The organism is Actinomyces urogenitalis (assembly GCF_002861525.1).
Lineage (GTDB): Bacteria > Actinomycetota > Actinomycetes > Actinomycetales > Actinomycetaceae > Actinomyces > Actinomyces urogenitalis.
This window is the reverse complement of record NZ_PKHA01000006.1, coordinates 137,294-158,687: the sequence shown is the minus strand read 5'-3', so window position 1 is coordinate 158,687 and position 21,394 is coordinate 137,294. Positions and strand designations below refer to the sequence as shown.

Annotated in this window: 15 protein-coding genes; 10 read left to right on the top strand and 5 right to left on the bottom strand. The window is 71.0% G+C overall.

The features are described 5' to 3' along the window. Window positions 1–726: 726 nt before the first annotated feature. From CYJ26_RS07270 to CYJ26_RS07245, 6 genes are all read left to right on the top strand, one after another. On the top strand, window positions 727–1,254 hold the full coding sequence (locus CYJ26_RS07270) for a (deoxy)nucleoside triphosphate pyrophosphohydrolase (RefSeq protein ID WP_048780392.1): 528 nt from the start codon (window positions 727–729) through the stop codon (window positions 1,252–1,254). A 42-nt stretch (window positions 1,255–1,296) separates the two neighbouring features. Continuing rightward, entirely contained in the window at window positions 1,297–1,989 is a 693-nt protein-coding gene (locus CYJ26_RS07265) for a TetR/AcrR family transcriptional regulator (protein WP_024034583.1), read from the top strand. A gap of 174 nt (window positions 1,990–2,163) precedes the next feature. Further along, a complete protein-coding gene (locus CYJ26_RS07260) occupies window positions 2,164–3,360 on the top strand; it encodes a variant leucine-rich repeat-containing protein (protein ID WP_024036158.1) in 1,197 nt (398 codons plus the stop codon). Window positions 3,361–3,376: 16 nt separating this feature from the next. Then, window positions 3,377–4,654: an MFS transporter gene (locus CYJ26_RS07255; RefSeq protein WP_048780400.1), complete on the top strand. Its 1,278-nt coding sequence runs from the start codon at window positions 3,377–3,379 to the stop codon at window positions 4,652–4,654. Continuing rightward, window positions 4,651–6,090 (top strand): glycosyltransferase 87 family protein, encoded by a 1,440-nt coding sequence (locus CYJ26_RS07250; protein WP_048780391.1) that lies wholly within the window; start codon window positions 4,651–4,653, stop codon window positions 6,088–6,090. The genes CYJ26_RS07255 and CYJ26_RS07250 overlap by 4 nt, the downstream gene beginning before the upstream one ends. A 55-nt stretch (window positions 6,091–6,145) precedes the next feature. Beyond that, a complete protein-coding gene (locus CYJ26_RS07245) occupies window positions 6,146–7,282 on the top strand; it encodes an App1 family protein (protein ID WP_006548048.1) in 1,137 nt (378 codons plus the stop codon). Window positions 7,283–7,557: 275 nt separating this feature from the next. Here CYJ26_RS07245 and CYJ26_RS07240 read toward each other — a convergent pair whose 3' ends face one another. Beyond that, complete coding sequence (locus CYJ26_RS07240; RefSeq protein ID WP_006548047.1) at window positions 7,558–8,547, bottom strand: VIT1/CCC1 transporter family protein; 990 nt, start codon at window positions 8,545–8,547, stop codon at window positions 7,558–7,560. 214 nt (window positions 8,548–8,761) lie between these two features. Here CYJ26_RS07240 and CYJ26_RS07235 point away from each other — a divergent pair, with 214 nt between their 5' ends. Continuing rightward, window positions 8,762–9,067 carry a hypothetical protein gene (locus tag CYJ26_RS07235; RefSeq protein WP_006548046.1) on the top strand — a complete coding sequence of 102 codons (306 nt, stop codon included), beginning with the start codon at window positions 8,762–8,764 and terminating at the stop codon, window positions 9,065–9,067. 930 nt (window positions 9,068–9,997) lie between these two features. Here CYJ26_RS07235 and CYJ26_RS07230 read toward each other — a convergent pair. After that, on the bottom strand, window positions 9,998–10,831 hold the full coding sequence (locus CYJ26_RS07230) for a trimeric intracellular cation channel family protein (RefSeq protein ID WP_034236021.1): 834 nt from the start codon (window positions 10,829–10,831) through the stop codon (window positions 9,998–10,000). 179 nt (window positions 10,832–11,010) lie between these two features. Between CYJ26_RS07230 and CYJ26_RS07225 the strand changes: the two genes are divergently transcribed. Beyond that, window positions 11,011–11,928, top strand: coding sequence for a cation diffusion facilitator family transporter (locus CYJ26_RS07225; RefSeq protein ID WP_006548043.1), 918 nt, complete (start codon window positions 11,011–11,013; stop codon window positions 11,926–11,928). A 131-nt stretch (window positions 11,929–12,059) separates the two neighbouring features. On the opposite strand, the gene CYJ26_RS07220 is transcribed toward CYJ26_RS07225, so the two are convergent. Then, window positions 12,060–13,973 carry an ABC transporter ATP-binding protein gene (locus CYJ26_RS07220; protein WP_101638200.1) on the bottom strand — a complete coding sequence of 638 codons (1,914 nt, stop codon included), beginning with the start codon at window positions 13,971–13,973 and terminating at the stop codon, window positions 12,060–12,062. After that, window positions 13,970–16,051, bottom strand: coding sequence for an ATP-binding cassette domain-containing protein (locus CYJ26_RS07215; protein WP_053091453.1), 2,082 nt, complete (start codon window positions 16,049–16,051; stop codon window positions 13,970–13,972). Before CYJ26_RS07215 ends, CYJ26_RS07220 begins: the two co-directional genes overlap by 4 nt. Window positions 16,052–16,141: 90 nt before the next feature. Here CYJ26_RS07215 and CYJ26_RS07210 point away from each other — a divergent pair, with 90 nt between their 5' ends. Beyond that, on the top strand, window positions 16,142–17,116 hold the full coding sequence (locus tag CYJ26_RS07210) for a copper homeostasis protein CutC (RefSeq protein WP_024035090.1): 975 nt from the start codon (window positions 16,142–16,144) through the stop codon (window positions 17,114–17,116). Between the two features lie 390 nt (window positions 17,117–17,506). Further along, window positions 17,507–18,442 carry a hypothetical protein gene (locus tag CYJ26_RS07205; RefSeq protein WP_081944925.1) on the top strand — a complete coding sequence of 312 codons (936 nt, stop codon included), beginning with the start codon at window positions 17,507–17,509 and terminating at the stop codon, window positions 18,440–18,442. A 527-nt stretch (window positions 18,443–18,969) separates the two neighbouring features. On the opposite strand, the gene metE is transcribed toward CYJ26_RS07205, so the two are convergent. Continuing rightward, window positions 18,970–21,387: a 5-methyltetrahydropteroyltriglutamate--homocysteine S-methyltransferase gene (metE, locus tag CYJ26_RS07200; RefSeq protein ID WP_180950867.1), complete on the bottom strand. Its 2,418-nt coding sequence runs from the start codon at window positions 21,385–21,387 to the stop codon at window positions 18,970–18,972. Between the last annotated feature and the right edge of the window lie 7 nt (window positions 21,388–21,394).

Sequence of the window (21,394 nt, the reverse complement as noted above, 5' to 3'; positions counted from 1 at the left end):
AAGTAGGGTGGAGCACGTCGAGGTCTTTCGGGATGGCGAGCGTGAAGAACTTCCATCATCCGGGAGACCTCGACCCCTACCCGGCCACCGACGCGCTCAACCGACTACACCCTCGTTCGTGAAGAGCCAGTTACCTGCGCATGGAATCACTCGAGCGCGAACGGGACGCCCGCGACCAAGAGCGGGAGCGACGACTGATCGCCGGTTCCTTGCAAGCGTGGCGGGCTACCGATGGCGAGCGTTGGGGCCTTGTCATCTCCAGCTCATCGCGGGACTCGTCCGTCTTTCATGACATCAAGATCATCGCCCCAGCCAACCGGACCGGCGCTACAGCGGAGGGCTGTATGCCCATCTCCATCGAGGCACTCCCACCAGGGCAGTACTTCGTGGAGGCCAGGGCCTCCCGAGGCTGGGGGCTGCCCGACCCCATCACACCCGACAGCGCACCCGAGGTTGTCCCGGTCACCAAGAGCACCAAGCACCATGTCGCCTCGATTGAGTTCACTGACCACTTAGGAACGTGGTGGCGTTGGGAACCTCGGACCAGCTTGGTGCGACTCCATCCCTAGCAGCAGCCGTCAGCGCAGGCCACGGAAGCCCAGGGAGGGGCGCAGGCGGGGGCGAGGCGTCGCTTTAGGCCGTCAACAGTCGATACCAGTGCGGCAAGCATGGCAACCGACTGTTGACGGCCTAAAGCGACGGAAGAGGGGCGCTAGCCTGGGGGCGATGAGCTCCTCCTCACCCGATTCACCTCGCCCCTCGCGCCTGGTGGCGGCTGCCGCGATTGTCGACTCCCTCGCCCACCCCACCGCCATGCTGTGCGCCGCCCGCTCCTACCCCGCCGAGCACGCAGGCCAATACGAGCTGCCCGGCGGCAAGGTCGAACCTGGCGAGACGCCCACGCAGGCGCTGGCCCGCGAGCTTCGCGAGGAGATCAGCCTGTCAGTTCACCTGGGTGCCGAGGTTGTTCCCGCTCCCCTACTTGCCCTCCCCGTGCCCATGCCCAACCTCGTCGATCCCGCCTGGCCTGAGGACAACCAACCCGCCTGGCCCGCCATGCACGGCTACCGCATGCGCGTGTGGCTGGCCGAACCCGCCGATCCCTCCCACGGCCCCACACAGGGCAGCGCACACCAGTCCTTGGAATGGGTCGGGCTGAAGCAGGCCCGCACGCTACCCTGGCTGCCGGCGGACCTGCCCGTCCTGGAGGCCGTCCTCGCCACCCTGGACACCCCGCACGTCACGTCTTTGTGACACCGTTCCCTGATCCGTCACTTTCTAGGTTAGGGTTCCCTCATGCCGAAAATTATGGGGAGCTCACTCGCCGAGCACCGCGAGCGGATGCGCACGGCGCTCTTTGACGCTCTGTCCGAGCTCATGAGCCAGCGCTCCTTCGACAAGATCACGCTGTCCGACGTCGCCGCCCATGCCGGAGTGGGCCGCACCGCCGTCTACAACCACTTCGCGGACAAGGAGGACCTCCTCCTGGCCTTCATGGAGTACGAGACTGCGCGCTACTCCGAGCAGCTCTCCCGCGCCCTGGCAGGGATCGAGGACCCGATCGACCGGCTGCGCGTCTACGTGCGCCAGCAGGCGCTCCTCAAGCGCCACTACCACTTCCCCACCTACGGCCCGCTGTCGCACGCCGTGTCCCGGGACACCGCCGGACGCCTGCGCGCCCACGCCGGTCTCATGATGCAGATGCTCTCCCAGATCCTCACTGACGCGATGGACAAGGGCGCTATCCCGCAGCAGGACCCCAGCATCGTCATCCCGCTCATCCACGCCGCCATCATGGGAGGCCGCCCCACCCCCCTCCAGGCGCAGGCCCGCTCGGCCTACCTGGAGGCGCTGGACGTGTTCATCCTGCGGGCCGTGGGCGCTGAGGTCCCCGCGCACGCCGTGCCGGCGATCGAGCAGACGGCCAGCACCGAGCCCGTTGAGGGAGTGCAGGCCAGCCCGCTGTCGGTCGTCGCCGCCGCAGGCTGACGGCGGTCCGCTCTCAGCACCAGCCGCGCAGCCGAGTCCGCACAAGGCTGAGCCTGCGCTACTCAGGTAGGCTCGTCCAGTCGGAGTGCGCCAGTCTCCGGCCACGCCGCGAGCCCCGACCCTTCGGCAGCGGATCCCGCGTGCCATGGTGGGCACAACTCAGGAGGACACAGCATGTCTCGGTCTCAGGACGATCTCGTCGCACGCGCGAGCGACCCGAATGCCGAACTCGCCACCCTGCACGAGCTCGCTCAGAACTACCCCGGGCTGCGCCCCTACATCGCTGCCAACCCCCGTACCTACCCGGCTCTGCTGGACTGGCTCGCAGGGCTCGGAGACCCCGCCATCAACGCCGCCCTGGCCTCCCGCGGTAGCGCCGCCGAGTCCGCATCCCAGGCCGGCGGCCCCACGCAGGCCCTGCCCACCCCCATCCCGACCGCTGCCTTCCCCGCGACCGAGGCTGCGACGTCGTCGACCGCCTCCGCCACCTCTGCGGCCTCCGCCGCGCAGCCGCAGACCCAGGCCTACCCGGCCGCCACCCCAGCCACCCAGCCGCCCACGCAGGCGGTTCCCGTCTTCGAGCCTGAGGGCGTCGCCCGGGCCACCGACCCGGCCCCCACGCAGGTCGCCCCGGCACTCGCCACCTCCGCCCTGCCACCGGTCGTCCAGCCTGCCCCTGCACAGCCCACCCCTGTCCAGCCCGCAGCCTGGGCGGGCGGCTCTGACGGCGGCGTCTTCGGCGTCGGCGTCGCTGAGAGCCGGGCCCCCAGCGGGCCGCGACGCTCCACCATCGTCCTGGCGATCCTGGCCGCGATCGCCCTCGTGCTGGTCGTGGCGATCGTCGTGTGGTTCTTCTCCTCCGGCAGCTCCGAGCCCAGCACCTCCGCCCCCACCACCCAGGCCCAGCAGGAGCAGCCGGCCGCCACCCAGGACGCCCCCGAGCAGGAGGCCACCACCGAGGCCCCCACGCCCACCCCCTCGCCCACGCAGAGCCAGACGCTGCGTGCCCCGGCGCCCGCGGACGCCGTCGAGATGGGTTCCTTCACCGCCCCCAGCGGCAACATCTCCTGCACCCTGGGCGAGGACTCAGTCTCCTGCACCATCAACGAGCACAGCTTCATTCCCGAGGACGCCTCCTGCAACTCTGACCCCACCGTTCCCTTCACCGTCACGGTGACCAAGGACGGCCAGGCCCTGGGCAGCTGCGGTGGCGCCGCGGCCGCCGGTGGCGCAGCCCTGAGCTACGGCTCCTCGGCGAAGAACGACTCCTTCGCCTGCACCGCCACCGAGGCCGCCATCAGCTGCTGGAGCCAGGTCAGCGGCCAGGGCTTCTCCCTGTCCCGCGAGGACGCGCTCGGCACCGTCCGCTAAGGCCCGTATGCACCGCATGACCTCCACCTACGGCCGGATCCTCGCCAAGCCCGGCGCCTGGCAGTTCTCGCTGGCGGGCCTGCTCGCCCGCTTCCCCATGTCCATGGTGGGTATCTCCACCATCCTCGCGGTCCAGAGCCTGTACGGCTCCTACTCCGCCGCCGGGACCGTCAGCGCCGCCAACATCATCGCGGCCGCCGTCGGCTCCCCGCTCCTGGCCCGGCTCGTTGACGCCTACGGCCAGGCCCGCGTCATGCTGCCAGCCATCCTGGCCTCCTCCGCCTCGCTGCTCGGGCTCATCGTGGCCACCCAGCAGATCGCGCCGCTGTGGACGCTGATCGTCCTGTCCGGCCTGGCCGGCGGACTAGGCGGGTCCATGGGCTCGCTCGTGCGCTCGCGCTGGACCACGCTGCTGGACTCGCCCGACGACGTCCACACTGCCTTCTCCCTGGAGGCCGCCCTGGACGAGGTTGCCTTCATGATCGGCCCGGTGCTCGCCACCGCCCTGTGCACCACGCACGTGCTGCCGGTGACCAGCGGGTGGATCGTCGCCCTGAGCCTGCAGCTGGGCGGAGGCCTGTGGTTCCTCTCCCAGCGCGCCACCGAGCCGGCGCCACACCCACGCGCGCCCCGTCCCCGCCGTCGAGGCTCCGACGACGGCGCACGCAGCACCGAGCCCGACGCGCTCGCCCCGGCCCGACTCCCCTCCGTCCTGTCCTACGGGTCAGTGCGGGCCATCGCCCTGATCTTCCTGTGCTCGGGCATCATGTTTGGCGCCAACGACGTCTCCGCCGTCGCCTTCGCCACCGAACTCGACCAGAAGAGCCTCTCCGGCGTGGCCCTGGCCTGCTGGGCCACCGGATCGCTCATCGCCGCGCTCGTCTACGGCGCGCGCACCTGGGGCTGGCCGCTGTGGAAGCAGCTGGGAGTCGGCATGGCGTGGCTGGCCCTGGGGGCCTCGACCTTCCTGCTCGCCCCGAACCTCGCGGTCCTGGCCGTGCTCTACGTCCTCGTGGGCCTGGGCACCGCCCCCACGATCACCTCGGGCAACAACATCGTCCAGGTCACCGTGGCCCCCGGCCAGCTGACCGAGGGCCTGGCCTGGATCGGTACCGCTATGAACATCGGCGTCTCGCTGGGCTCTATGCTCGGTGGCCGGGCCATTGACGCGGCCGGCGCCCACGGCGGTTACACGCTGACGATGTGCGCGGCGTGGATCGGCGTCGTGGTTCTCCTCGTGGGCCTGCGCACCCTGCGCAGGGCACGCGCTCACGGGCACCTGGAGGCAGGATGACGCCGCCCTCACCTCGTTGGCAGCGCTGGGCCGACTCCATCCCCGTGCAGGTGGTGGCCTGGTGCGCCGTCCTCCTGTCCTGCTACCCGCGGCTGTGGAACAAGGCCGGCGAGGAGATGTTCAAGCTCGACGCGTGGATCTACTACCACGCCGTCGCCCAGTGGCAGGCCGGCGGCAGCCTCTACGACTGGTGGGCCAACCCTGACCAGCAGCTGTGGCCCTTCACCTACCCGCCTTTCGCTGCCTGGGCCTTCATGCCGCTGACCTGGCTGGATGACCGCAGCATCCAGGCGCTCCTGGTCCTGGCTACGCCCGTATGCGTGGGCATGAGCGTCTGGGCCGCAGCACGCGCGCTGGGGGCGAGCCAGAGGCGGGCGTGGGCGCTCGCACCCTGGGTGACGCTGGCGGGCGTGTGCGTCATCGAGCCGGTGTACAAGTCCATGGAGTACGGCCAGGTCAACGCCATCCTCATGATGCTCGTGGCCGTGGACCTGCTGGCCGTGCCCGCGCGCTCGCCCTGGCGCGGGGTGCTGTCCGGACTCGCGGCGGCCTTCAAGCTCACCCCGGCGATCGCCGTGATCGTGCTGCTGGCGCGCCGGGAGTGGCGGGCTGCTGCCACGATGACGGGGACGGCCGCCGGCGTCACCGCGCTGTGCTGGCTGATCTCGCCCAGCGAGTCCGCGCAGTTCTTCTTCTCCGCCATGTGGGACCCGGGTCGGGCCGGCTTCGCCGACTACTCCGGCAACCAGAACCTCAAGGGCCTCGTCGCACGCTGGCTGCCGGAAGACCTGTGGACCGTGGTGTGGGCGCTGACGGTGCTTGGCGCGCTGGTCGGCGCCTGGCTGCTGCTGCGACGGCTGGACGGGCTGCGGCCGCAGTCCGCTCGGACATGCCTGGACGAGCCGGCGGGCCTGGACGGACCGGCGAGCTCGGACGGGCTGACGGACCTGGCCGGGCGGCGAGCGACGCCGTCGGACGACGGGCTCATCCTTACCCTCCAGGTCTCGGTCGCCATGACGCTGGGACTGCTCATTTCCCCCATCTCCTGGTCCCACCACTGGGTGTGGTGCGTACCGGCGCTCATGGCGCTCATGGTGGCCGCGCGGCGGTGGGACTCACCGGCGCTGATGACGGCCGCGGCCGCGGGGGCCGCCGTCTTCGTCCTGGCGATGCAGTGGTGGTTCCCCGAGCAGAACCACGTGGAGCAGGACTGGCCGGTGTGGGCGAGCGTCGTCGGCTCGTCCTACACGTGGTGGGCGCTCACCACCGGGGCGGCGCTGGCCAGCGCGAGCGCGGAGCAGCGGGCCGGACAAGCGCGTGCGGAGCGGACTAGTGCTGGGCAGGCAGGGCCGGTGCGGCCAGAGCAGGCCGGCAGTGGGCAGCCCGAGACTGACGAGGCTGGGACGGCCGGGTCGGAGCAGGTCGGGCTCGTATAGCACGCGGCGCGCTCGCGCTCAGGATCGTGTCACCGGGCCCCGCTAAGATCCCGGTATGCCGTTTTCTGACATCGCTCGCGCCGCCGAGGACCGCCTGCATCGAGACATGATCCCCGTGCTGCGCGCCCACGGCTGGCGGCCGCGCGTGGTCACCTACGACGGCTATGGCTCGGCCGGCGAGCACGGCTCGATGGCGCGCGTCCTGGCACGCATGGTGATGCGCCCCAAGGACGCCCCGGCCGAGGGGCCACTGTTCCGCTCCATCCCGGACTCGCTGCCCGTCACCGCCACCGAGGTGCGCGACCTCGCGCTGGACTCCCTCATCGACGCCCAGCGCGGATGGCGCCAGTTCATTGACGTCCCCGTCCCCTACCTACCGGTGACCATCCGCGTGGGAGGAGTCTCGGTGCGCACGCGCGCTGACCGCGGAGGGTATGTGGACGTCGTCGTACGCGATCACGGGCTGGCACCGGGCTGGCACGAGGTTGAGATCGATGCCGCGGGCGCCGGGCTCGTGCGGGCGCGCGTCAACATCGTGGCCCCCGGCCCTCAGCTCGGCGTCGTCTGCGACATCGACGACACGGTCATGGTCACCAACGTGCCCCGTATGTTCATCGCCGGCTGGAACCTCCTGGTCAAGAACGCCTCGAACCGCGAGGCCGTGCCCGGTATGCCGGAGCTGCTCGCGCAGGTGCACGCCGCGCACCCGCAGGCGCCGCTGGTCTTCCTGTCCACCGGGGCGTGGAACGCCGTGCCGACGCTGCGCTCGTTCTTCAAGAAGCACGCCATTCCCAACGCCCCCATGCTCATGACGGACTGGGGACCGACCAACACGGGCTGGTTCCGTTCAGGTATTGAGCACAAGCGCACCGAGCTGCGTCGGCTGCTCATCGACCTGCCCGAGGTGACGTGGCTTCTCATCGGGGACGACGGTCAGCACGACCTCCTCATCTACTCCGAGGTGGTGCGCGAGCACTCTGACCGGGTGGCGGCCGTGGCGATCCGGCGTCTTTCCCAGAAGGAGCAGATGCTGGCCGGCGGTCAGATCGCCCACCCGATGGGGTTGGGGCCGCAGGCGCGCACCCTGGCTGAGGCCGATGTTCCCGTGGTCCAGGGGCGTGACGGCTACGCGCTGGCCCGCACGCTGCCGCGCTGGATCACCCAGGCGGGCGGCGCGGCCGTCGTCGATTGAGGTGGGGCCCTGCCACCAGGGCCGTCGCTTCAGGCACTGAACGGTCGCCTTAGGCCCTGAACAGTCGCTTCCAAGCTCTGCCACCCTCCACCGCGCCCACAATTCCATCGCTTTAGGCCGCTAACAGTCGCTTCCATTGTGGGGAGCATGGGGATCGACTGTTCAGGGCCTTAAGCGACGAGTGGCGGGGCCGTGCAGACTCCCGGCAGCGGGGAAAGCCCGGGCAGAGGGGAGAGACCGGGCAGCCGGGTGCGATCTTCGAGCGCGGAGCCAGCTCAGACCGAGACACCAATGAGGTGGCCGATGCCCCAGGTCACGACCATGGCCAGCGCACCGCCCGCCATATTGCGGATCACCGCGGGACGCACCGGTGCCTCGCCCAGTCGGGCGGAAAACCCGCCGGTCAGGGCAAGGCCCACAAGCACGGCCACGAAGGTCAGCGGGATCTTGACCGCCGTCGGCAGCAAGACGATCGCCAGCATCGGCAGCAACGACCCGAGCGTGAAGGCCACCGCGCTGGAGAAGGCGGCGTGCCAGGGGTTGGTGTACTCGTCCTCCCGCAGGCCAAGCTCCGCTTCCAGGTGCGCGCCGACGGCGTCGTGCGCCGTGAGCTCACGAGCAACCGTCATCGCGGTGGCGGGGCTCAGTCCCTTGGCGCGATAGTGAGATGCCAGCTCGTCAATGCCAGCCTCGGGGTCCTCCGCAAGCTCCTCGCGCTGGCGCACCACCAGCGCCCGCTCGGTGTCCGACTGAGTTGAGACCGAGACATACTCACCGGCAGCCATCGAGACCGCTCCTGCCAGCACCCCGGCGACGCCGGCGGTCAGGATGGCACCAGTGTTCTCCGGCGTGGCCGCGGCAACACCGATGACGAGGCCGGCCACCGAGACGATGCCGTCGTTCGCGCCGAGCACGCCGGCGCGCAACCAGTTCAGCCGAGAGGCAAGGGAGACGGCTGCGTCGCGAGACTCACGGGCGGCCTCGGCGTCGGCCGTGCCGGTCACGTTGCCCGCATCAGTCACGTCGGCCAAGCCGGCCACGTCGGTCGAGCTCGGGGCGGGCGTCGCGTTGGGGACACCGGCCGTGCCGGCCTGTTCGTCACCGGAGGTTTGCGTACCAGCCTGAGCGGCGTCGTCGGCCAGCTCGGCCAGGCTCAGCGCCCCACTCAGCGGAGCGCGAGCGTCCAGCGCAGGGACAACCGGAGCCTGCCCGACTTCCTCAGTGTGAGGGCGGGTGCTGCTCGTGGTTGTCTCGTTCCTGGTCACAACTCAACAGTAGAAGCAATGAATACTGACGTATAGCAACGTAAGTCTTACCTAACGAAGGTGCGGCCGCTCTCGCAACGCCGCCCCGCCGTCGCCCGGGACATTGCCCGGGACGTCACCCGGGACGTCGCCGACCGCCGGAGGTCAGCCCGCTTGCTACGCTGCCCTGGGCGCCATCGCCCGACGCTTCACCGCCCAGAACCAGGAGGCAGTCATGGCCAGCAAGATTCCGTTCATCCTCGGTCTCGGCGCGGGATACGTCCTGGGGACGCGGGCCGGGCGCGCGCAGTACGAGCGGATCAAGGCGGCGGCGACCCACGTGGCCGAGCAGCCCTTCGTGCGCGAGAAGGTCGACTCCGCCTCCGCCAAGGCCACGAGCTTTGCGCGTCAGCAGGGTGAGGCCCTCACGGACAAGGTGGTGGACGCCGTCAAGGAGCGGCTCTTCGGCGCGCCGGCACAGCAGCCTGCCGCCCCTGCGCAGCCCATCGAGGTTGACGACGCCGAGGTTCGTTCGGTCTGAGACCCGGAATATCGGTCTGAGACCCAGAATAGAGGGACTGGCAACGCTGCGGTCCGCTCGGGCTGAGGCTTGGGTTGGTCTGAGGCTCGGGCCTGAGGTTTGGGGCGGAGCCTCGGCTGTCTGAAGCTCGGGCCTGAGGCTTGGGGCCGGCCACGCCTCCGTTTGCTCCTCGGTTCTGGCCGCCGCTACCCGGCGCCCGCTATCGCTACCCCTTGGCGTCGTCCGACCCCGAACGTGCGGGCCAGCCTCTGCCTGCGCCGCTACCCCACCACGCTCGCCGCTACCTCGTTCGCGCCATCGCTACCCCATGAGGTCGCCCGCTACCCCTTAGCGCGCGCTACGGGGGTGCGACGGACGGGAAGGGGGTAGCGACGGTGGTGAAGGGATAGCGACGGTGGTGAAGGGATAGCGAAGGACGGGGCGCTGGGCACTTGAGTCACGCGCTTGCGCCGTTTGCTGTAACCCCTTGGCGCCTGCCGCTACCCCATGAGGTCGCCCGCTATCCCGTGGTGTTGGTCGACCGCGCTTGTACGGGCCAGCCTCTGCTTTCGCCGCTACCTCGTTCCCACCATCGCTACCCCTTGGCGTCGTCCGACCCCGAACGTGCGGGCCAGACCTGGCCTGCGTTGCTACCCCATCGCGCTCGCCGCTACCCCGTTCTGTCTGTCGCTACCTCTTGGTGTTGGTCGCTACCCCATAGCGCGCGCTACGGGGGTGCGAAGGACACGAAGGGGTAGCGACAGTGGTGGAGGGATAGCGAAGGCCGGGCATGGGCAGGCTCGGTGTGCGGTCTCAGTAGGCAAGGGGAGCTACCAGGCAAGCACAGCAACCGACCCAGCCAGCAGAGCTACTGGCAAGCACAGCAACCGGCCCAGCAGGCCTCGCCCCAAGCCCTACAAGCCCAATACCAGCCCTACAGTCCCAGCGCCCCTAGAGGTCTTGCGGGTCCAAGGGCTCGTGGCGCCGGGGCTGTGGCGGCGCCGAGCGTGACCAGCGCGGACGCCCCATGAGCGAACGCCGCCACCCCTCGCGTACCGTGTCACCTTCCTCGGGCGCGCCTACTGACCCAACCGGCCACCGCCGCCGCGGTCCCGCGGCCAGCCGCGCCGCCCGCCGTCGTTCGCGCTCGCGCTGAACCTCCGCCGAGACCGGCAGCCGCCACGAGCGCCAGTACGCCAGCAGGCACATCCCCGCACCCACAGCCGTCGCCGCCACCATGGCCCAGGTCGCCGGGATCCCGACCACCACCAGCGCCACCTCGGTCCCCGCCGAGCACAATGCCGGGATCGCATAGAGCTTGTTCCCGCCGAAGACCGCCGGGGTCTCCCCCACGGAGATGTCGCGGATCATCGAGCCGCCCACCGCCGTCAGGCACCCCAGCAGCAGCGCGGGCATGACGCCGAGCCCGTTGACCAAGGCCTTCGAGGCACCGGTGGCTGCCCACGTCCCCAGCACCACAGCGTCAGCCACCACGAGGAAACGCCTGGCCGGCCGCGAGCTGAAGGGCAGCCACCACGCGATCAGCGCACCCGCGCAGGCGGTGTAGAGGTAGTAGGGGTCGGTCAGCGCGAAGGGTGGGCCAGCCTGGATCATGAGGTCGCGCAGGATCCCGCCGCCGGTGGCCGTGAGCATCGCCAGTACCACGAAGCCCACGAGGTCATAGTTCTTGCGGCGCGCGATGAGCCCGCCCAGGATCCCGTTGAGGAGGACGCCGGACAGGTCGAGCGCACGGAAGGTGCTCGACAACGCCTCGGGAACCGGCATCTCGACGGCGGCGTGAAGAACTGGGGCGAGCACGACGACAGCCTAGCGGGGCCTGGACGGGGTCGCCGACGCCGTCGGCCATGCCCCGGGCCCAGGCTCACCCGCAGCACGAAACCACCTTGCGGCCCACCGAAAACACGATTCGCCCCGCAGCCCCGGCCGCGCGCACACTGGAACCCATGTCCTCACCGCGCTACGCCCCGCCCAAGGACCTGTCCGCCTACGCGTGGCTGTCCATCGCGGCGGCCCTGGGCACCATCGCCCTGAAGTCCGGGGCTGCGTGGATGACAGGCTCGGTGGGTCTGCTCTCTGACGCCGCCGAGTCCCTGGTCAACCTGGTGGCGGCGGTCGTGGCGCTCATCGTGCTGCGCGTCTCGATCCGGCCCGCTGACGAGGACCACCAGTTCGGCCACTCCAAGGCGGAGTACTTCTCGGCGGTCGTCGAGGGCGCCATGATCTTCGTGGCCGCGGTCTTCATCATCTTCTCCGCGATTGAACGCCTCATCACCCCCACCATGCCCGAGCAGCTCGGAGCGGGTCTGGCGATCTCCGTGGTCGCCTCCCTCATCAACGGGGGCGTGGCCTGGGTGCTCTACCGCAAGGGCACGGTGGAGAACTCCGCAACGCTGGTGGCCGACGCCAAGCACCTGGCCACCGACGTCCTGACGAGCGCCGCGGTGCTCATCGGCGTGGGGCTCGTGGCGATTACCGGCCAGCCGATGCTCGACGCCGTCGTCGCACTGGGGGCGGGCCTGAACATCATGTGGACCGGCTTCCGCCTGGTTCGTGAGTCCGTCGCCGGCCTGATGGACATCGCCCCCTCGGCGGAGGCGCTGGCCCGGATCAAGGCCGTGCTCGACCGCCACCGCCGCACCGGCGTCATCGACTTCCACGCCGTGCGCGTGCGCGAAGCCGGCAACCGCCGCTTCGCCGAGCTGCACGTCCTGGTCCCGGGCACGTGGAGCGTCAAGCAGGGGCACGACTTCACTGAGCGGCTCATCGACGACCTCGTCGCCGAGGACCCGAGCCTGCGCGTGTCCGCCCACCTGGAGCCGATCGAGGATCCCAAGTCCTACGCCGACGTCGACGACGTCTGACCGCCCGGCACCGTCATCTGAAACGTGGTTTCCTGCGTGAGACCGGGGGTTACACCGTGTGTATGCCCCGGTCCTGCACAGGAAACCACGATCTAGATGGAGGGCAGCCCGCGGCTCAGACCGCCCGCCGCTCAGCCGGCTTCGCGCGCCACGAGCCTGGCCAGCGGACCATCCTCCTCGGCCAGCAGCCGGTCCGGCGTCCCGGCCTGCACCACGCGCCCGCCATCAAGCACGACGACGTGGTCCGACTCCCCGATCCGCTCCAGCCGGTGCGTCACCTCGACCACGGTGGTCCCGTGCCGACGCGCCCACGCCCGCACGCTCTGGCGCACCCGGGCGTCCAGCGCCGGATCCAGGTGCGAGGTGAACTCGTCGAGCACGAGCACGCCCGGCTCAGCCAGCAGCGCCCGCGCCAGGGCCAGACGCTGCCGCTGCCCGCCAGACACGCTAGCGCCGCGCTCCCCCAGGGGCGCCTCGTAACCGCCCGGCATCGCCATGACCTCCTCGTGGACGCAGGCCACCCGGCACGCCTGCTCCACCTGGTCCAGCGTGGCCGACGGCGCCGCGAGCCTGACGTTGTCCGCCACGCTCCCGCGCAGCAGCGCCTCCTCCTGCCCCACGAGCGCCACCTCGCGGCGCAGGGAGTCGGCCGACACCTCGGGCAGGGCCACCCCGTCCACGCGCACCGCCCCCGACTGCGGGTCGTCAAAGCGCAGGGCCAGGTGCGCCACGGTGGTCTTGCCTGATCCTGAGGCACCCACCAGGCTCGTCCACGCTCCCGCCTGCGCCGTCAGGCTCACGTCATGCAGCACCGGGCGGCGCCCGCCGGGATAGGCGTAGGTAACCGACTCCCAGCGCAGCTCATGCGCGCCACGCCTCAGCTCGCCGTCGCCGTCGGCCAGCTCCGGGGCCGCGGTGACGACGGCGTGGACCCGCTCAGCCGCAGCCAGCGCACCAGACAGGGCGCCAGCCAGGTCCTCCACCCCGCGCACCGTCTCCCCCAGGCGCGCGACGGCGGCTGCCGCAGCGGCGAGCGCCGCCAGGCCGACGCTCCCGTCGAGCACCGCCTGGGCCCCCACGAGCAGCACGAGCACCGGCGCGAGCAGGACGAGGAGCTGGACCGCCAGCCGCCGTGCGGACACGGTGAGGATGAGGGGCCGGGCGGCATGGGCGACGTCGTCGTCATGCTCGGCCGTAGCGGCCAGGCGCTCAGCCACGCGACCGTAGCCGACGATCTCGCGCACGCCCTGAACGGAGTCCGTCACGTGCTGGGTCAGCTCAGCGCGGGCGACGACGGCGCGGCGCGAGGCCGCCCGGCTGGCGCCCCAGCCCAGCGTGGGGACGAGGACGGCGGCGATGAGCACGGTCAGCGCCGCAGCACCGGCCACCGCCAAGGTGGTGGTGACGCCAGCTGCCGTGAGCACCACGACGGGAACCACCACGGCGCTCACCGCCGGGGCGAAGGTGTGGGCGTAGAAGGTCTCGATGCGGTCGACGTCCTTGGTGGCGCGGGCCAGCAGGTCGCCCGTGCGCGCAGTGATCATGACCCGTGGCGCGCGCGGGGCCAGGGCCGTGAAGAGTCGGGCGCGCAGGATCTCCAGGCACTGGAAGGCCACAAGGTGACCGAGGTACTGCTCGCCGTAGCGGAAGGCTGCCTTGAGCACGGCGAGCACTGCCATGCCGGCCACCGGCTGCCACAGGCGAGGGGCCCGGCCGGCGAGCACGTCCTGGGCAGCGTCGACCACGCCCCAGGCCGCGAGCGCGACGAGCCCGACTCCCAGCAGCTGGGCGATCACACGGCAGGCCGCCGAGGCAGCCAGGGGCGAGAGCACGGGTCGGGTGGCACGCACCAACCAGGCCACGAGCGCACGCGTGGTCGGGCGTGTGGTCGCGCGCGGGGGCTGCTGGGTCTGGGGCTGGCCCTGGGTCTGGGGCAGGATCTGGGGAGCGGCGTCACGCGAGGTGGAAGGCTGCGGGGCCGTCTCCGGCGCGGCGCTGGACGAGGCGTTCTCCGGGGTCCTCCCCGGGGTGGCTGACCTGCTCATCGCAGACCCCCGTTCTCAACCGTGACCACGCGGTCGCAGGCCGTCAGCGCCCCGGCACGGTGGGAGACGGTGACGACGGTGCGTCCCTCAGCCAGGCGCTCGATCGCCTCAACGATCTGGGCCTCACTGGCGAGGTCGACCTGGCTGGTGGGCTCGTCCAGAAGCAGCAGTGGCCGGTCAGCCAGGAAGGCGCGCGCCAGTGACAGGCGCTGGGCCTGCCCGCCTGACAGGCTCATCCCCCGCTCGCCTACCGCGGTCTCCAGGCCCTGCGACATCGCGCGGACTTCGTCGGCGAGGTTCGCCGCCTCCAGCGCCCACCACATCCGCTCAGGTGTGGCATCAGGATCGGCCAGGCGCAGGTTGTCCGCGATGGTGCCGGTGAACAACCAGGTGGACTGGGTGACCAGGGCGCTGGCTCCCCGCACCTCATCCGCCGTGGCGGCGCTGGAGCGCGTGCCGTTGATGCTCACGGTGCCGCTGGTGGGTAGGAGGTCGCCGGCCAGGAGGGCCAGCAGGGTTGACTTGCCCGCGCCCGAGGGCCCGACGACGGCTAGGCGCCGCCCGGCGGGAACCTCCAGGTCGACGTCGGTCAGCACCGGGCGGAGGCGGTGCTCCTGAACTCGTCGCTCGGAGCTTCCATTCGCGGTCCGGTGGCCTGGGCCAGCAGGCCGAGCACTCGGGTGCCCCTCGGCCTGCTGGCCCGAGTGGTCGCCGCGACGCCCTCCAGGCTGGCCGCCGGGGTGGCGGCCAGGCTGGCCGCCCGGGTGGCCTGCACCGAGGACCACCGGCAACGGCCAGGCTGCGCTCACCGACCGCAGGGCGACCACGGGCTCGGTGCGCGTGCCAGGCAGGGAGGCTGCGTCGTCGTCGGCCGGCGAGCAGGTGGCGGGGACGGGACGGCGCCGGGCCAGGACCCGACGCATGGCACGCTGGTTGGCCATCCCGCCCATCCCAACGTAGAAGAAGGAGCCCACGTGGTCCAAGGGCTCCAGCAGCGTGAGTGAGACCAGCACCAGCGCGAGGGCGCCGCCGAGGTCGAGAGCGCCGCCGGCCAGACGCGCCAGGGCAAGGGCGGCCGCAACGGTGACCAGCAGGAGGGAGAAGAGGCCGTCCGTGACCAGGATGACGAGCTGGTTGCCCGCCAGCAGCCGCATGAGGGCGCGGCGATTGGCCTCGCCACGCTCGCGCAGGGCGGCGCCGCGGCGGCTGGCAGCCCGGGCCAGGGCCAGGGTGGTCAGGCCCTGGAGCGCGTCGAGGTACTCCGCGGCCAGGCGCATGCGCTGGCTGCGCGAGCCACCCGAGGAGCGGCGCAGTCGCTTGTGCGCTAGCGCGATGCCCCCGGGAACCGCCACGAAGAGCAGGGCCAGGACGGCTGCGCTCACGGCATCAACCGTCACGGCGGTCAGGGCCAGGACCAGCAACGGGGAGGAGACAGCGGCGATGGTGGGGGCCAGGAAGGTCTGCCGGTAGGCGGCCACGCGCTCAGCGCCGTCGGTCAGCAGGGCCACGGTCGCGCCAGAGCGGGCCTCGCTCACGGCCCCCGGCCCCAGGTCGAGCAGGTGCGCGAGCACCCGACGGCGAATATGACCTTCCTCCGACGCGGCGCTGGAGCGGGCGATGAGCTGGGTGGCGCCGGCGCAGACCGCGGCCACGAGCGCAGCGAGCACCGCCTGCAGGGCGCTGGCTCGCCAGTCGGCGGTGGGGTCGGCTAGGCGCGCGGCCGGGGTGACAGGCATGAGGAAGGGGGACAGAGCGCCCAGACCGCGCCCGAGGCAGATGAGAGCCCAGGCCTGAGCCAAGGCACCGACCGTCGTTGTTGCCGCTGCTGCCACGGTGGCCTGGCAACCCCGGCGGGTGCCGAGGGCAGGGCGGGGCTCGCGGGTAGAGCGGGTGGCGTCGGTTGTGGCGGGGCTGACCGCACGGGCAGGGTGTGGCGCACGGGTGCGATGAGGTGAGGGAGCAGCGTCGGGCGAGGGCGCGGCGTCGGGCATGCTGGCGGGCTGGGACAACGGGGTGACCTCCTTGCCCGCGGCCAGGAGCGGGCTGAGACATTGTCCCCCGCCGCCGCGCCTGGTCATGACGACGCTGCGTCACGACCTTCGCGCAGAGTTGAGCGGCAAACCCGCACATCGCCTGCACGCGCGTGTCACACTCAGGACATGAACGCGATGCGGCTTGCAGGCTCCGCGCCCTCTCTACGCCACCTGTCCTCCCCCGCCCCTGAGACGACCCCGTGGCGCGACATGCCGCACGTCGTCGTCGAGATCTGTACCGAGGACGTTGAGGGCGTGCGGCTGTCCGCGCGCGCCGGAGCCGACCGCGCCGAGCTGTGTGACAACCTCGGCGCTGAGGGCACCACGCCGTCAATCGGGACGGTCGAGTCCGCGATCTTCGCCGCCTCTGAGGAGGTGGCGCAGCGTCGGGCGCTGGCTGGACCGCACTGGGCCAAGCAGCCTGATGCCGCGCCCTTCGGGCTGCGCATCATGATCCGCCCACGCGGAGGCTCCTTCGTCTTCAGCTCGGACGAGGGCCGCGCCATGGTGGCTGACGTGCGCCGAATGGCCGCGCTCGCGCGCGAGATGAGCGAGTACACCCGCCCGCAGCGGGTCGCTGGTTCGGTCGCGCCGCAGCCGCCGGCCGTTGAGATCGGCTTCGTCATGGGGGTGCTCACCAGCGAGCACGTCATCGACCGTGGCCTGCTGCGGCTGCTCATCGACACCGCTGACGGGGCTCCGGTGACCTTCAACAAGGCGATCGACGCCACCCGCGACCTGGTCGAGGCCTACGGGGACCTGGGCGGGCTCGGGGTGGACTACGTGCTGACCTCGGGCGGGTCGCCTACGGCGCTGGAAGGCGCGGAGGTGCTGCGTGGGCTCGTGAGTACGCCCGGCGGGCCACGCGTCATCGCCGCCGGGCACGTGCGCCCGGCGAACACCGCGGAGGTCATTGAGCGCACGGGTGTGCGGGAGATTCACATGCGCTGCTCGCGTGACGACTGCGCGCCGGGCGCTCCTCAGCGCACCGACGAGGCCAAGGTGCGCCGCGCCGTCGAGGCCGCGCGGTCACTGGGGCGGCCCGCTGGCGCTGACTCTGGATCTGGGGCTGACTCTGGATCTGGGGCTGACTCTGGCACCGGCGCGTAGGAGAGATCGCTACCCCACCGCTCCCTCCGCTACCCCGCCGAGCCCTCCGCTACCCCGCAGCGCGCGCCACCGGATAGCGACCAACACCAAGGGATAGCGAGGGACAGAACGAGGTAGCGGCAGTTGTCCAGGTATTCAGTTCCGCACGCGCTACGGGGTAGCCAACGCCATCACGGGATAGCGAAGGAAACAGAGAGGTAGCGAACGCGAGCGAGGGACGGCAACGGCCGCCCGGGAGCGATCTGCGCCGACGCGACGCCGTATTCCCACCCGTCACATTCGCCCCGATAGTCGCCGCCCGGGCTCCACAGGCAACCCCCGTGACACCCTCGGCAACGCCCGTCCACAGGTCGTCTGCGGGCAGCCGACCGACCGCGCAATCCTTGGTGCATGTGGACCGCACCAATCAGCATCACGCTGACCAGGGACCTGACTCTTGACGGGGTGAGCTCCAAGAGCTTCGCCCGTTCGACGCGTCAATCGGACAGCGATCTCATGCCTCTGCTGCGCGGGGCCTACGTCAACCGTCAGGAGTTCAAGGCCCTGGATCTCAGCCAGCGCCACCTCACTCGCCTGTGCGCGCTACGACTCGTGGGCCGGCTGAGCGGCGAGGCGGCGATCGCGCGCGAATCAGCGGCCGTCATTCACGGTCTGCCGCTGATCGGCAAACTGCCCGAGCGCGTTCAGCTCGTCCGCCGCGGACGCACCGGCGGCAAAACCACCGCCGCAACCCGTACTCTCCCCGCGCCCGAGGACTGCGACATGGTGGAGATCGACGGCATCCGCGTGACCAGCGTGGCTCAGACGCTCATCGACCTCGGTCGGCGTCGGCCCTTCGCCTCCAACCTCACGAGCCTCGACGCCGCCCTGCGACGCGGCAACGTGACAAAGGAGCAGCTCCTCTCGCTCGTGGATGCTCACCCACATACCTCGGGCAACACCCGGCTCCGCCGGTGGATCGAGGTCGCGGATCCGCGCTCCGAGTCACCGGGAGAGAGCCTCAGCCGCGCGGTCATGATCGAGCACCACCTACCGCTACCACGTCTCCAGGATGAGATCTGGGACCCGCGAGGACGGCTCGTCGGGCGCGTGGACTTCATCTGGCCAGACCTGGGCGTCATCGGCGAGTTCGACGGCAACGTCAAGTACGGACGCCAGATGGCCGGCCGACCGATCGAGGAGGTCATCCAGGATGAGCGTCGGCGTGAGATCGCCGTTGAACGTGCCTCGGGCATGCGAGTCGTGCGCTGGCTGTGGCGGGACGCCTGGCAGGGCGAGCCGTTGCTGCAGATCCTGGCCGACGTCGGCGTGCGCTGCACGCACTGACGAATCCAGCCCCGGCAAGTGCGCCCATCGGCGGAAGACTCGATGGCACCGCCCGTGCCAGTCCTTCCCGCCGCCGCCACCCTTCTGTGCGCCGACCAGCCCTACCCGTTCCTGTCCTTCGCTACCTCATTGCCACCATCGCTACCCCACCGCCACCGTCGCTATCCCTTCGTGTCGCTCGCTACCCCGTAGCGCGCGCTGTGGGGTAGCGAGCGACACGAAGGGATAGCGAAGGACAGAACGAGGTGGCGACGACCGCCCGCACACTCAGCAACGCACGCGCCACGGGATAGCGGGCAACACCAAGGAATAGCGAAGGAAACAAAGGGATAGCGACGGCTGGGCAAACGAGGGCGACGCACGAGCGAAGTCGGCCAGGTGGCCGGGGCACTTCTGGCAAACCCCACCCAAACACGCACGCCGGGCCCCACGGATGCGGCCCCTGTTGGCAGGAACGCAGAGACTGACCTCAGCACGCACAGGTTGGGCCCGCTGCCGAAGACGCCCGCGCCGAGCCCTCCCCTTTCTTACCTCCGCGCGCGCACGCGCTGGGCGGCCTCCACCAGGTGCCGCAGGCTCGCCACCGTCTCCTCGTAACCACGCGTCTTGAGCCCGCAGTCCGGGTTGGCCCACAGCTGCTCAATACCCAGCGCCGCCACCGCGCGCTCCAGCAGCTCCTCGCACTCGTCCACCGACGGCACACGAGGCGAGTGGATGTCCCACACGCCCGGCCCCAGCTGCCGCTCGAAACCGTGCTCAGCCACCGCCGGCAGGATGTCCATCCGCGAGCGCGACGCCTCGATCGAGGTCACGTCCGCATCCAGGTGGTCAACCGCGTCAATGACCACGTCGAACTCGGAGTAGCACAGGTGGGTGTGAATCTGCGTCGCCGCGCCCGCGCCACCGGTCGCCAAGCGGAACGCTCCGACCGACCACTTCAGGTAGTCCGCACGCTCGGCCCGGCGCAGCGGCAGCGTCTCGCGGATCGCCGGCTCATCCACCTGAATCACCGGAATCCCGGCAGCCTCCAGGTCCGCGACCTCCTCGCGCAGCGCCAGCCCGAGCTGGTCAGCCACCAGCGCCCGCGGCACGTCGTCACGCACGAAGGACCAGGCCATGATCGTCACCGGTCCGGTGAGCATGCCCTTGAGCGGCTTGTCCGTCAGCGACTGTGCGTAGGAGGACCAGGCCACCGTCATCGGCGCGGGCCGGCTCACGTCGCCCCACAGGATCGAGGGCCGCGTGCACCGCGAGCCGTAGGACTGCACCCAGCCGTGCTCGGTGGTCACGAAGCCGTCCAGCAGCTCCGCGAAGTACTGAACCATGTCATTGCGCTCAGCCTCGCCGTGGACGAGCACGTCCAGCCCGATCTCCTCCTGGAGCTCCACCACGCGCGCAATCTCCTGGCGCATCGCCTGCTCGTAACCACTGTGGTCAAGCTCGCCGCGGCGCCACGCAGCCCGAGCCGTGCGGATCTGGGCGGTCTGCGGGAAGGAGCCGATCGTCGTCGTCGGCAGGAGCGGAAGCCTCAGCCGCGCCGCCTGGACCTTCTGACGCTCGGCATAAGGCGAGCGCTGGCGGTCAGCCGCGCTCACGGCGCCGGCGGCGGATCGCACCTCGGCCCGGTTCACGCCCGGGTGGGTGGCCCGCTCCTCGCGCAGGCGGGCATCGAGCGCCAGCTCCTGCGCCACCGCCTGCTGCCCCTGGGCCAGAGCGCGGGCCAGTACCCCGACCTCGGCGACCTTCTGGTCGGCGAAGGCCAGCCACGAGCGCACGTCGGCCGGCAGGGAGGTCTCACGTTCGGCGTCGTGCGGCACGTGCTGGAGCGAGGTGGAGGTCCCTACCACCAGCGGCGCGTCCTCAGGCAGGTCGCGGCGCAGGCCCTCCAGGAGCTCCAGCGCCGCCTCCAGGTCCGTACGCCACACGTTGCGCCCCGAGACCACGCCGGCCACAACGCTCTTGCCGCCGAGCGACCCCAGCTCCTGCGCCGTCGGCCGCTGCCCAGCCACCAAGTCCAGGGCCACGCCCTCGATCTCAGTGGCAGCGAGAACGGGCAGAGCGTCCCCCAGCGAGCCGTAGGTGCCCGCCACCAGCACCTGGGGACGCTCGGCGATGGCGCCGATCCAGGTGTAGGCGGCGCGCACAGCCTCCAGCACCTGCTGGCGCGGCACGTCCCAGGCGTCGGACACCAGCGCCGGCTCGTCAAGCTGGACCCACTGGGCGCCGGCTGCCCACAGGTCGCCCAGGAGGTGTCCGTAGGCAGCGAGCAGGTCGGGCAGGCGGTCGAGCGGGTGGAAGTCCGGGCCGGCTTCGTCGGAGGCCTTGGCCAGCAGCAGGTAGGTCACCGGTCCGACGACGACGGGCCGCGGCACCTCCTCGCCGGCGCGCTCCGCCTCCAGGACCTGGGCGCCAGGGCCATCCGTCGGGTCGACGGCGGCGAAGCCGGGCACGTAGTCCAGGGGGGTGTGCTCGTCGAGCTCGGGGACGAGGTAGTGGTAGTTCGAGTCCAGCCACTTGGTCATCTCCAGCGCCGCGCACTCACCCTGGCCTCGCGCGGCCGTGAAGTAGCCGGGAAGGTCCGTGCCGGGGTAGCCCTCGCCGGCGCTGCCACCCAGGTCGGCGAAGCGGGTGGGCAGGGCACCGAAGGCCGTGGTGACCTGGAGGACCTGGTCGTAGTAGGCGAAGTCCGCCGGCACAGCGCTAGGGCCGGTCAGTCCAAGCTCGCGCAGGTGGGATCGAGTGGCCTCGCGCAAGGACCGAGCCGAGCGACGCAAGGCCGCCAGGTCGGTGGCACCCTTCCAGTAGGACTCCACCGCGCGCTTGAGCTCGCGGTCGGCGCCGATGCGCGGGTAGCCGAGGATCGTGGCCGGCGGCAAGGGCGTGGTGGGGATCTGCGAGCCCGTGGTGGAGGGCTGCGTGGCGCTGGGGTGGTTGATGGAGGTCATGGGATGC

Coding starts and splice junctions, on each gene's coding strand:
- CYJ26_RS07270 (WP_048780392.1), top strand. CDS start 727: ATGAGCTCCTCCTCACCCGATTCACCTCGCCCCTCGCGCCTGGTGGCG.
- CYJ26_RS07265 (WP_024034583.1), top strand. CDS start 1,297: ATGCCGAAAATTATGGGGAGCTCACTCGCCGAGCACCGCGAGCGGATG.
- CYJ26_RS07260 (WP_024036158.1), top strand. CDS start 2,164: ATGTCTCGGTCTCAGGACGATCTCGTCGCACGCGCGAGCGACCCGAAT.
- CYJ26_RS07255 (WP_048780400.1), top strand. CDS start 3,377: ATGACCTCCACCTACGGCCGGATCCTCGCCAAGCCCGGCGCCTGGCAG.
- CYJ26_RS07250 (WP_048780391.1), top strand. CDS start 4,651: ATGACGCCGCCCTCACCTCGTTGGCAGCGCTGGGCCGACTCCATCCCC.
- CYJ26_RS07245 (WP_006548048.1), top strand. CDS start 6,146: ATGCCGTTTTCTGACATCGCTCGCGCCGCCGAGGACCGCCTGCATCGA.
- CYJ26_RS07235 (WP_006548046.1), top strand. CDS start 8,762: ATGGCCAGCAAGATTCCGTTCATCCTCGGTCTCGGCGCGGGATACGTC.
- CYJ26_RS07230 (WP_034236021.1), bottom strand. CDS start 10,831: ATGCCGGTTCCCGAGGCGTTGTCGAGCACCTTCCGTGCGCTCGACCTG.
- CYJ26_RS07225 (WP_006548043.1), top strand. CDS start 11,011: ATGTCCTCACCGCGCTACGCCCCGCCCAAGGACCTGTCCGCCTACGCG.
- CYJ26_RS07220 (WP_101638200.1), bottom strand. CDS start 13,973: ATGAGCAGGTCAGCCACCCCGGGGAGGACCCCGGAGAACGCCTCGTCC.
- CYJ26_RS07215 (WP_053091453.1), bottom strand. CDS start 16,051: ATGACCAGGCGCGGCGGCGGGGGACAATGTCTCAGCCCGCTCCTGGCC.
- CYJ26_RS07210 (WP_024035090.1), top strand. CDS start 16,142: ATGCGGCTTGCAGGCTCCGCGCCCTCTCTACGCCACCTGTCCTCCCCC.
- CYJ26_RS07205 (WP_081944925.1), top strand. CDS start 17,507: ATGTGGACCGCACCAATCAGCATCACGCTGACCAGGGACCTGACTCTT.
- metE (WP_180950867.1), bottom strand. CDS start 21,387: ATGACCTCCATCAACCACCCCAGCGCCACGCAGCCCTCCACCACGGGC.